Genomic DNA, 11,517 nt, shown 5'->3' on the forward strand with positions numbered 1-11,517 from the left:
CCACACCCCACACCCCACTTCCCCACTTCCCTCACCCGCTCAACTAACATGAAATACAAACAAAAACTTAGTCAATTTTTTCATAATCTTGCTAATAAATTAGGAAATTCCAAGCAACCCCCTAAAGTCGATCCTATCGACTCCAAATCTGCGCCAGTTGCTGGGGAAAAGCCAGTAGAAGCCGCTTCCGAAGAGAAAAAGGTTAATTTAGTCTCCCGAACCAGTAGCAAGGCTATAGAGACGTTAAAACCCTTAAAGAACAAATTTACCACCCTGATCAACAATTCTCCCTTACCGCAATGGCGACAACATCCCCGCTTTGGCTTGTACTTGGGATTGGGATTAGGCGTAACTGGGGGTATTTTGGGGGTAGGTTGGGGCATTTATCGCCTTGAAAGCTCTCTACCGCAAAATATCGCTGATATACAAACCTATGCTCGTCCTGGCACCTTGACAATTGAAGCCGCTAATGGGGAAATCCTCAAGCAAAATGGCCCTAGCACCTACGAAACCGTGAAAATTGCCCAAGTTCCCCCACTGGTACAGGAGGCCTTTATCGCTAGTGAAGACCGTCGTTTTCGCCAACACGGGGGAGTTGATGGCCAGGGTATTGCTCGCGCTCTCTTTTCTAACCTGAGAGCCGGGGGAGTAGTGGAAGGAGGCAGCACCATCACCCAACAATTGGCCCGGATTGTCTTTTTATCCCAAGAAAGGAGTTTTGATCGCAAATTACGCGAAATGCGTATCGCTCAGAAAATAGAAGATAAATATACAAAAGACCAGATTTTAGAGCGTTATTTTCACCTAGTTTATCTCGGTTCCGGGGCCTACGGTCTGGCCGATGCCGCTTGGTTATATTTCAGTAAACCCGTCGATAAATTAACCCTAGCCGAAGCTGCCACCCTTGCCGGCATTGTTCCCGCTCCTAGTCTCTATTCTCCCCTCGAAAACCCTAAATCTGCCCTAGAACGGCGTAATATCGTCCTCAAAACTATGGCCGAGGTGGGATTTATTACTGCTGCTCAAGCCGAACAAGCGATCGCATCTCCCCTAGGCATTAAAACCAGTCCCCTAAAACGTCTGCAACGGCAAGCGGCCTACTTTACCGATTATGTGGAAAAAGAACTGCCGCAACTGGTTCCCGCTAAAACCCTAGAAGCGGGGGGATTGGTGGTAAAAACTACCCTTAATCCTCGTTGGCAAAGGGAAGGGGAGGAAGTGGTAGAAAGAGCGGTTTCTCGTTATGGCCAGTGGCAGAACTTCCAACAGGCGGCTTTAGTGGCAATTGACCCCAAAAATGGGCAAATTAAGGCTATGGTCGGAGGAATTGACCACGATAAGAATCAATTCAATCGGGTGACACAGGCAAAACGTCAGCCGGGATCTACTTTTAAACCTTTTGTCTATGCGGCGGCGATTGCGGCGGGGAAATCCCCCTATTCTAGTTATAAAGATGCACAGTATGTAGTGGATGGTTATAAACCGGAAAACTACGGTGATAGGTATAGCGGCCGCGCGGTGTCCATGCGCGATGCTTTGACTTCTTCCCTGAATGTGGTGGCAGTTCAGGTGTTAGTGGCCGTCGGTTGGAATCCGGTGATTAAATTAGCTCAAGATATGGGGATCCAGTCGAAACTTTTACCCACTTATTCTTTGGCTTTGGGTGCTTCGGAAGTCAATCTTTTAGAATTGACCAGCGCCTACGGGACTTTTGCTAATAATGGTGTGCATCAACCAGTTTACGGTATTAATCAGGTACTCGATCGCAATGGTAAAGTAATTTATCAAGCCAATTTTAAACCGAAAACTGCTCTGAATAAAAACACGGCAGCGACGATGACTTGGATGCTACAGAATGTGGTTAATTCGGGAACGGGAACCCCAGCACAAATTGGTCGTCCGGTGGCAGGAAAAACCGGTACTTCTGATAAAGCTCGCGACCTTTGGTTTGTCGGTTATATTCCCCAATTAGTCACGGGAATTTGGCTCGGTAATGACAATAATAAACCCACCAATGGAGCCAGTACCATGTCCGCTTGGATGTGGCGACAATTTATGTTAGAAGCAATTAAGGATATTCCCTATCAAGGTTTCCCAGAACCGAATTTAGGCAAACGTCCGGTGACATTAAAAGCGGAACCCATTAAACCCCGACGTACCTACTTTACCCAAACTACTAACAATCGTTTAGCCAGCAGCGATGAGGGTTCCCCCACCGAAAGACCTATCCGCAGACGGCGACGGGTTCGGGTAAGTCGTGTGCAAACTATCGTTCGTTCTAATACTAGCGAACCGGGCCAACGCCGTTCTAGTCGTCGGCGTACTAGAGTCGCTCCTACCAGCGCCGCCGCTCCTCGTCCTCAAAATACGGCCCCCGCAGCAGCCGAACCGATTACCGTTCCCGTCAATGTGGCGGCTCCCGAAACTCGTTCGGTTCCCCTAGAGGTAACTTCTCCCCCCGATGTGGCTCCTCCTGCACCCCCGGCAGAAAGACGCTGAATCGGCACGACAACCCTCGCAGGATTTGCGGGGGTTTTCTTTCCCAAACTGCTCGGTAAAATAGACCGCTTGTAAAAATCAAAAATTGTTGTTAGGGTTAGGAGTCAGTAGCCAGTAGTCAGTAGTCAGGAGAATTAAGAATAAGTAATAATCAATTAAATAGTCTATTTACAGATTTTAGGCGATTTAATCCTTATTTTTGCCGTTTTTGAACCATCAAAAATTAATTATCCAAGAGGTCAAATCTTGGAAAACCATCGGATTTTTGGCGGCGAAACCGGGTAAATTGGCCGAAAGCTTGCCGCTATAATAACTTAAAAGCCGTTTAATGCCGATGACCAGTCTTATTTCCCCCGCTACCATCTCCTCAACTCGTTTAAGTCTCAGCTATCAAGTGGCTATGTCGGAACCGACTTCACACCTCTTTGAAGTCACTCTACAGATTACCGGTTGGCAAGCTCCGATTTTAAACCTAAAAATGCCGGTTTGGACTCCCGGTTCCTATCTAGTGCGGGAATACTCCCGTTTAGTTCAAGATTTTCAAGCTATTAACCTTAACAGTCGCAAAGTTGCTAAAAATCACTGGCAGATTGACAATGGTGACAGTTCCGAAATAACGGTCAAATATCGCGTTTTTGCCTACGATTTAACCGTCAGAACCAACCATCTCGATGATACTCACGGTTACTTCAACGGGGCTGCTTTATTTTTCTATATCCCCGATTATCAAAAACATCCCCTCACCCTGACAATTATCCCCCCCCATGGCGATTGGCGCGTTACCACTGCCTTAAAATCTTTACCCGGACAGAAAAACACCTTTCACGTTCCCGATTTTGATACCCTGGTGGACAGTCCTGTGGAAGTGGGGATTCATCAGTTATACGATTTTGTCGTCGAGGGAAAACCCCATCAATTAGCTATCTGGGGACGGGGAAACGCCAATCCTAGTCAAATTATCGCCGATACCACTAAAATTATTCAAACCGAGTCCGCTATGTTCGGTGGACTCCCTTATGATAATTATCTCTTTTTGCTACATCTTTCGGCGGCTGGTTACGGGGGACTAGAACATAAAAATTCCTGTACCCTTAACTATGCGCGTTTGGGATTGCGAGATAAGGATAAATATAATCGTTTTCTGCAATTAGTCGCCCATGAGTTCTTTCATCTCTGGAATATCAAGCGTATTCGCCCAAAAGCTTTAGAAAGCTTCGATTATGACGCAGAAAATTATACTTCTTCCCTCTGGTTTGCCGAAGGAACCACCAGTTATTATGATATAGTAATCCCTCTACGGGCGGGAATATACGATAGTAAGACTTTTTTAGAGCTTTTAAGCAAAGAAATCACCCGTTATCTCAATATACCCGGTCGTCTTGTCCAACCTCTAGGCGAATCGAGTTTCGATGCTTGGATAAAACTCTATCGACGGGATAGCAATAGCGATAATAGTCAAATTTCCTACTATCTCAAGGGGGAATTATTGTCGCTGCTTCTCGATTTACTAATTCGCACCCACACCGATAACCGTCGTTCCCTCGATGATGTTTTACGCTCGATGTGGCAACATTTCGGTAAAGAGGAGATTGGTTATACCGATGGGGAATTGCAGGCAATTCTCGAATCGGCTGCGGGAGTGGATTTAAGCGACTTCTACCAGCGTTATATCGACGGTTTGGCAGAATTACCCTTTAATCAATATCTTGAACCTTTTGGACTCTATCTGCGGGGTGTTAGCAATGGGGAGACGATACCTCATCTGGGAATGCGGGTACAGAGTGAAGCGGGTAAAGAAATAATTAAATTTGTCGAGATGGGTTCCCCTTGCCAAAAAGCGGGAATTAATGCTGATGATGAATTATTGGCTATCGATGGATTGCGGGTGACGGCGGAACAGTTAAACGAAAGATTAAAAGACTACCGCGCAGGTGATATTATTCAGATAACAGTCTTTCATCTCGATGAATTGCGAACCCTTGCTGTTCCACTGGCCACCCCGCAGACGATTCGCTATGAAATTATCAGGGTAGAAAATCCTTCTAATAGCCAGAAACAAAATTTTTCCGCATGGGTAAATCCCGTTTAATTCTTGGTTAAATCAACAAAAAAATGTCTATTACCGCCGAAATTCCTTTCCTTCCTCTCGCCTATTTTGAGAATAAATTTATCCCTTTTACTGAGGCAAAATTATCCATTGCTACCCACGCGCTACACTACGGAACTGCCGCTTTCGGTGGTTTACGAGGTACTCCCGACCCTAACAATCCGGGACAAATATTATTATTTAGATTAGAACGTCATTGTCAGCGTTTAAGTCAAAGTGCTAAGTTTCTTAATTACGAGATTCCTGCTGATAAAATCTATCAAATAATTATCGATTTTGTCAAAAATAATCAGTGTCATCGACCTTTTTATATTCGTCCCCTTATCTATAGTTCTGGGTTGGGAATTGCCCCGCGATTGCATGGTATCGAGAAGGATTTTCTAGTCTATGGTCTAGAAATGGATGATTATTTAGCAGCCGATGGGGTTAATTGTCGGATTAGTTCTTGGTATCGTCAAGAGGATAGAAGTTTCCCGTTGCGAGGTAAAATTAGCGCCGCTTATATCACTTCTGCTTTAGCAAAAACGGAAGCGGTAGAATCCGGGTTTGATGAGGCAATTTTAATGAATTCTCAGGGTAAAGTCTGTGAAGCGACGGGAATGAATATTTTTATCATCAGAAATGGTCAGCTAATTACTCCTAGTTTTGACCAAGATATCCTAGAGGGTATTACTAGAGATAGTGTTTTAACTATTGCGCGGGATTTGGGTATTCCGGTTATTGAAAGACCCGTAGATAAGACGGAATTATTTATCGCTGATGAGGTGTTTTTAAGTGGCACTGCGGCGAAAATTACTCCGATTAAAAGGATTGAAACTTTTTCTTTACCCGCGGCTAAACCGATTACTTATCAGTTAAAAGAAAAGTTAAGTTCTATCGTTCTCAATCAGGAACCAAAGTATCAAGATTGGATTACTCAAGTTCCTTTATAGTCAGAGAAATTTACTTTATTTTTCCTTGAGATGCGTCAAATAATGGCACCTCTCAAGGAACCCTGAAATAAACAGAATTTATCTATTTTTCGGTTTGATTCCTTCCTGTATGTAGGGTATAGTTTTCTTAGGATCAATCTTCAGGATGGGTTTATTATCTCTTGCTATTTTTTCTTTTTGATTATCGCTTTCTTGCTGATTTTGATTATTATCGGTTGTATGTTCCATAGTAGAGCAAATAACTATGATTATACCTTAAACTCTATCAAAGTTGTCAAGAATAGTATTAATCAACTATAGCGTTTTTCACTCTGCTGAGGTACAAAAGTTATGGGTTTTAGGCAAAAGGCAACAGGCAAAAGGCAAAAGGGAAGAAAAATAGGTGTACCTCACTAGCTTAGGAAACGCTATAAATACAAAACTTACTTTGATTCTGACTATTAGTTTGTTACCGTTTTGGTTAATTGTGGCTAAGATTTACCTGCTTATATAGTTTCCCTTGAATATAACCAATCTCTTTATGCTTGGGTGAAGCTGTCCTGCATTTAAACGATGTCTGGGAAGTTTTATTACAAATGCTCAAACTCTCAAACTAGGGATAAATTTCCGGTATCGCCGGTCACTGAAATAGGTACAATAAACATTAGCTCGTTTTCATAGAGAACTTAGAATGACGCAAAATAATCCCCTAGAGTTGATTGAGAAGTTAGAAACAGGAATCCCCGGCTTTGATTTTCTTTCGGAAGGGGGATTGCCGAAAGGAAGAGCAACTTTGATAGCGGGGACGGCAGGAAGTGCTAAAACGGTTTTTGCCTGTCAATTTCTCGCAGAAGGCATCAAAAATGGAGAAAATGGCGTTTTTGTCACCTTCGAGGAGCCACCCCACGCACTCAGAAAAAATATGGGTGGTTTTGGTTGGAATATCCGGCAGTGGGAGGAAAATCGCCAATGGGCCTTTGTCGATGCTTCCCCCCAACCGGAAGAAAAGCCGATGGTGACGGGAGAATACGACCTAGGCGCATTAATCGCTCGCATTGAGTTTGCTATCCGCAAAAATAAAGCCAAACGGGTGTCTATGGATTCTTTAGGCGCAATTTTTAGCCATTTAAGTGACAGCGCTCAAGTGAGAAGTGATCTTTTTCGTCTAGCAACCGCTTTGCGAGAATTGGAAGTAACAGCGATTATGACCGCAGAAAGAACCCAAGAATACGGCGAAATCAGTCGTTATGGGGTGGAGGAGTTTGTGGCCGATAATGTGGTGATTTTACGCAACGTTTTAACCGATGAGAAAAGAAGAAGGACGATCGAAATTTTAAAATATCGCGGAACCGATCACCAAAAAGGAGAATTTCCTTTTACAATTATTCCCAATAAAGGGGCCGTGATTATTCCTTTATCAGCTATTGAATTAGAACAAAAATCCTCTAATATTCGTATTACTTCCGGCAGCCTGGAACTCGATAGAATGTGTGGGGGTGGTTTCTTCCGCGATTCGGTTATTTTGGTTTCGGGAGCCACAGGAACAGGAAAAACCCTGATGGTGACAGAATTTATGGCTGGGGGAGTAACCAATGGGGAAAGATGTTTAATTTTTGCCTTCGAGGAAAGTCGCGAACAGTTATTTAGAAATGCTACCGGTTGGGGTGTGGATTATGACCGCATGGAAAAGGAAGGTAAATTAAAGGTAGTCTGCCGTTATCCCGAAACTACGGGTTTAGAAAATCATTTAATTATGATGAAGGAAATTATCGAGGAGTTTCAACCTAATCGAGTGGCAGTAGATAGTTTATCTGCTTTAGAAAGGGTTTCTAATCTGAAAGGATTTCGGGAATTTATTATCGGTTTGACTTCTTTTATTAAGCAAAAAGAGGTGGGAGGATTATTTACTTCCACCACTCCCACTTTATTAGGAGGTTCCTCGATTACAGAAGCACATATTTCTACAATTACTGATTCAATTATTCTGTTGCGTTATGTGGAAATGTATGGAGAAATGCGCCGCGGTATCACTGTTTTAAAAATGCGCGGTTCTATGCACGATAAGGATATTCGTGAGTTTTCGATCGATCATCAAGGTATGCACATTGGTCAACCTTTCCGCAATGTTACCGGAATTCTGGCTGGAACTCCTATGTACACAGCACAAACAGAAGTAGAACGTTTGAGTGGATTATTTGAGGATCGTAGTTAAAATATAGCAGCATTTGCTAATCGCACGTCGGTGGTTGGCTTTTTCTACTTATCTCCTTCTTGCTTTCTTGATATGTCTAAAAACTTTTGGTTGATTTTTCTAGGTCTTTTACTGATAAATAACCTACATTTATCAGTCTTAGCAGAAACAGTTTTACAAAGAATTGCTCGCACGGGAGAATTAAAAGCGGCAGCCAGAAAAGACGCTACTCCCTTTAGTTATATCGATGAGAAAACGGGACAATGGACAGGTTACGGAGTGGAATTAATGCGCTTAGTCCAACGTCGATTAGCACAAGAATTAGGTAAACCGATTACAATAACCTTTATAGAAGCGACGACTAATAATCGTTTTCAGCAAGTGGAACAGGGACAAGTAGATTTATCCTGTAATGCGGCAACAATTACGGAAGAAAGACTAGAAAAGGTTAATTTTTCTACTCCCTATTTTATGACAGGAGCGCAATTTCTAACTAAAAGAGAAAATGCTGATAAAATAGATATTAATAACACTTTAGCGGCGGTTGCGATCGCCTACATTCCCCACACCACCACCGATAGTATTATTCGTTATATCTATCCTCTGGCTAATTGGCAAGCTGTCAGCGATCGAAGTGAGGCAGTGGCAAAATTACAAAGGGGAGAAGTAAACGCAGTGGTTAGTGATGGAATTCTTCTACTGGGGGAAATCGTTAAACAAGGACAGGATCTCCGAGAATTTGTGCTACTACCCCGTCAACCGATTACCACCGAACTTTATGGCTGTATTTTACCCAAAAACGATCCCGAATGGAAAAAATTTGTTGATACTGTCGTCGGCAGCAATGATAACCGGAGACTGCGAGAACAATGGTTTAATTTAGAACAAGGTTTTTTTCCCTATACGATTCTCAATCAACCCTAAACATAGACTGTAATTGCTGAAAATTAAAAGTAAGTAGATTCTAGGTTTTTTTCTTTTTCTTTGTCACTTTTTTCTCAAAAAATTATGTCTTTTGTCGGTTTACATATTCACAGTGATTATAGCTTACTTGATGGTGCTTCCCAATTACCGGCACTAATTGATCGAGCGATCGAATTAGGACAACCGGCGATCGCTTTAACCGATCATGGAGTCATGTATGGTGCGATCGAATTAATTAAAACCTGTCGTAATAAGGGAATAAAACCAATTATTGGCAACGAAATGTATGTAGTTAATGGCGATATTGAAGTCAATCTTCGCCACCGAAAATATCATCAAGTTGTTTTAGCCAAAAACACCCAAGGCTATAAAAATCTGGTTAAATTAACTACTATTTCTAATCTGAAAGGTATTCAAGGTAAAGGCATTTTTGCTCGTCCTTGTATCAATAAAGAGTTACTCCAACAATATCACGAAGGATTAATAGTTACCAGTGCTTGCTTGGGTGGAGAGATTCCCCAAGCAATTTTAGCTAATAACAGAAAATCGGCTAAGGAAACTGCTAAATGGTATAAAAAACTTTTTGGTGATGATTTTTATTTAGAAATTCAAGACCACGGTTCTAAAGAAGATCGGATTGTCAATGTAGAAATAGTTAAAATTGCTAAAGAATTAGGAATCAAAGTAGTTGCTACTAACGATTCTCACTTTATTTCCTGTTACGATGTAGAGGCACACGATGCCTTGCTATGTATTCAAACTGCCAAGTTAATTACTGAAGATAAACGCCTCCGTTATAGCGGCACAGAATACTTAAAATCTGCTGATGAAATGCGTTTACTTTTCCGTGATCATCTGCCAGAAGATGTGATTGAAGAAGCGATTAATAACACCTTAGAAGTAGCAGAAAAAGTCGAACCTTATAACATATTTAATGAACCAAGACTACCTAACTATCCAGTTCCTGCGGGACATACTGCTGATAGTTATGTAGAAGAAATTGCTTGGTTAGGATTACTAGAAAGATTAAAATGTCCTTCTCGTCACGAAATTGAACCTGTTTACAAAGAAAGACTTGAATACGAATTAAAAATGCTACAGAAAATGGGATTTTCTACCTATTTTCTCGTCGTTTGGGACTATATAAAATATGCTAGAGATCATGATATTCCCGTCGGTCCAGGACGCGGTTCTGCGGCGGGTTCTTTGGTAGCATATTCTTTAAAAATAACCAATATTGATCCCGTTCATCACGGGTTATTATTTGAGCGTTTTCTCAATCCTGAACGGAAATCTATGCCTGATATTGATACGGATTTCTGTATCGAGAGACGGGATGAAATGATCCAATACGTTACGGAGAAATACGGGGAGGCTAATGTTGCTCAAATCATTACTTTTAACCGCATGACATCAAAAGCTGTCTTAAAAGATGTGGCGCGGGTGTTAGATATTCCCTACGCCGAATCGGATAAAATGGCGAAAATGATTCCCGTTTCTCGCGGTAAACCCACACCTTTAAAAGTGATGATTTCCGATGAAACTCCCGAACCGGCATTTAAAGAAAGATACGATACGGAACCCCATGTGCGTCATTGGTTAGATATGGCAATTCGTATCGAAGGTACTAACAAAACCTTCGGAGTTCATGCCGCGGGAGTCGTCATTTCTTCCCAACCTTTAGATGAAGTGGTTCCCCTCCAGAAAAATAATGATGGGGCGGTAATTACCCAATATTTCATGGAGGATTTAGAATCATTGGGATTGTTAAAAATGGACTTTTTAGGGTTAAGAAATTTAACTACTTTGAAAAAAACCGCCGATTTAATTAAACAAAATCAGGGCATAGAAATTGATCTGGATCAATTGCCTTTAGATGAAAGAAAAGCCCTGCAAATTCGGGCTAAAGGGGAACATAAAAAACTACCTCCCGATATTCTCAAAACCCACGGATTACTAGAAGAAGGGGATTTAGAAGGTATTTTCCAGTTAGAATCATCGGGGATGAAACAGATAGTTAAAGAGTTAAAACCATCGGGTATTGAGGACATATCTTCAATCTTAGCACTCTATCGCCCCGGACCTTTAGATGCGGGATTAATTCCTCTCTTTATTGGCAGAAAACACGGTAGAGAACCCATTCGTTATGATCATCCTTTATTGGAACCAATTCTTAAGGAAACCTACGCAGTTTTAGTCTATCAAGAACAGATTATGAAAATGGCGCAGGATTTAGCCGGTTATTCCCTAGGAGAAGCGGATCTATTGCGTCGGGCAATGGGTAAGAAAAAAGCCTCCGAAATGCAGAAACAAAGGGAGATGTTTATCGATGGTGCTGCTAAAAATGGTGTGGAAAAAAGAATCGCTGAAAATCTCTTTGAACAGATGGTAAATTTTGCCGAATATTGTCTAGGAGGTGAGACGTTAATTTTAACTGAGGAATACGGATTATTACCAATTGCTAAAATTGTGAGCGAAGAAATTAACTGCACTGTTTATACTGTTGACCAAAATGGTTTTGTTTATAGTCAACCAATCTCTCAATGGCACGAGCGAGGTTTACAAGAAGTCTTTGAATATACCCTAGAAAATGGCCAAACTATCCAAGCAACCAAAGATCATAAATTTATGACTAGCGACGGAGAAATGTTAGCCATAGATACAATATTTGAGCGCGGTTTAGATTTAAAATCCTCTGATTTTTCCTAAAAACCAAACCCCCCAATCTTGTCGGATTGAGGGGTAGGAAAGAATAATCCTGGCATCGAGCTATTGTCCCGGTCGGCAACCCGACAAGTATCTTGGCCACGGTGAAGTTTCACAACCGAGTTCGGGATGGAATCGGAGTGGTGCCATCACGTTAAAGACACCAGGAAGGGTAGAAC

The 11,517-nt window shown here is 41.9% G+C and carries 7 protein-coding genes and 1 rRNA gene; 6 read left to right on the plus strand and 2 right to left on the minus strand.

From position 1 onward, the window contains the following. Nucleotides 1-48: 48 nt before the first annotated feature. From PN470_RS13735 to PN470_RS13745, 3 genes are all read left to right on the plus strand, one after another. The gene (locus PN470_RS13735) at nucleotides 49-2,499 is read left to right on the plus strand and encodes a transglycosylase domain-containing protein (RefSeq protein WP_271937733.1); all 2,451 of its coding nucleotides are present in this window, start codon (nucleotides 49-51) and stop codon (nucleotides 2,497-2,499) included. A gap of 328 nt (nucleotides 2,500-2,827) precedes the next feature. Beyond that, a complete protein-coding gene (locus tag PN470_RS13740; protein ID WP_272104690.1) occupies nucleotides 2,828-4,588 on the plus strand; it encodes a M61 family metallopeptidase in 1,761 nt (586 codons plus the stop codon). A 23-nt stretch (nucleotides 4,589-4,611) separates the two neighbouring features. Next, nucleotides 4,612-5,538: a branched-chain amino acid transaminase gene (locus PN470_RS13745; protein ID WP_271937725.1), complete on the plus strand. Its 927-nt coding sequence runs from the start codon at nucleotides 4,612-4,614 to the stop codon at nucleotides 5,536-5,538. Nucleotides 5,539-5,616: 78 nt separating this feature from the next. On the opposite strand, the gene PN470_RS13750 is transcribed toward PN470_RS13745, so the two are convergent. Next, the gene (locus PN470_RS13750; protein ID WP_172963190.1) at nucleotides 5,617-5,766 is read right to left on the minus strand and encodes a hypothetical protein; all 150 of its coding nucleotides are present in this window, start codon (nucleotides 5,764-5,766) and stop codon (nucleotides 5,617-5,619) included. Nucleotides 5,767-6,208: 442 nt separating this feature from the next. Between PN470_RS13750 and kaiC the strand changes: the two genes are divergently transcribed. The 3 genes from kaiC to PN470_RS13765 all read left to right on the plus strand — a co-directional run bounded on the left by kaiC (nucleotide 6,209) and on the right by PN470_RS13765 (nucleotide 11,341). Continuing rightward, nucleotides 6,209-7,729 carry a circadian clock protein KaiC gene (kaiC, locus tag PN470_RS13755; RefSeq protein WP_002744832.1) on the plus strand — a complete coding sequence of 507 codons (1,521 nt, stop codon included), beginning with the start codon at nucleotides 6,209-6,211 and terminating at the stop codon, nucleotides 7,727-7,729. 72 nt (nucleotides 7,730-7,801) lie between these two features. Continuing rightward, nucleotides 7,802-8,632 carry an amino acid ABC transporter substrate-binding protein gene (locus tag PN470_RS13760; RefSeq protein ID WP_271937729.1) on the plus strand — a complete coding sequence of 277 codons (831 nt, stop codon included), beginning with the start codon at nucleotides 7,802-7,804 and terminating at the stop codon, nucleotides 8,630-8,632. A gap of 84 nt (nucleotides 8,633-8,716) precedes the next feature. Then, nucleotides 8,717-11,341, plus strand: a complete 2,625-nt coding sequence (locus tag PN470_RS13765) for a DNA polymerase III subunit alpha (protein ID WP_271937731.1) — start codon at nucleotides 8,717-8,719, stop codon at nucleotides 11,339-11,341. A 47-nt stretch (nucleotides 11,342-11,388) separates the two neighbouring features. Here PN470_RS13765 and rrf read toward each other — a convergent pair. Then, nucleotides 11,389-11,506: ribosomal RNA gene (gene rrf, locus PN470_RS13770) — 5S ribosomal RNA — on the minus strand. Between the last annotated feature and the right edge of the window lie 11 nt (nucleotides 11,507-11,517).

The organism is Microcystis sp. CS-574 (assembly GCF_028329095.1).
Lineage (GTDB): Bacteria > Cyanobacteriota > Cyanobacteriia > Cyanobacteriales > Microcystaceae > Microcystis > Microcystis ichthyoblabe_A.

Coding starts and splice junctions, on each gene's coding strand:
- PN470_RS13735 (WP_271937733.1), top strand. CDS start 49: ATGAAATACAAACAAAAACTTAGTCAATTTTTTCATAATCTTGCTAAT.
- PN470_RS13740 (WP_272104690.1), top strand. CDS start 2,828: ATGCCGATGACCAGTCTTATTTCCCCCGCTACCATCTCCTCAACTCGT.
- PN470_RS13745 (WP_271937725.1), top strand. CDS start 4,612: ATGTCTATTACCGCCGAAATTCCTTTCCTTCCTCTCGCCTATTTTGAG.
- PN470_RS13750 (WP_172963190.1), bottom strand. CDS start 5,766: ATGGAACATACAACCGATAATAATCAAAATCAGCAAGAAAGCGATAAT.
- kaiC (WP_002744832.1), top strand. CDS start 6,209: ATGACGCAAAATAATCCCCTAGAGTTGATTGAGAAGTTAGAAACAGGA.
- PN470_RS13760 (WP_271937729.1), top strand. CDS start 7,802: ATGTCTAAAAACTTTTGGTTGATTTTTCTAGGTCTTTTACTGATAAAT.
- PN470_RS13765 (WP_271937731.1), top strand. CDS start 8,717: ATGTCTTTTGTCGGTTTACATATTCACAGTGATTATAGCTTACTTGAT.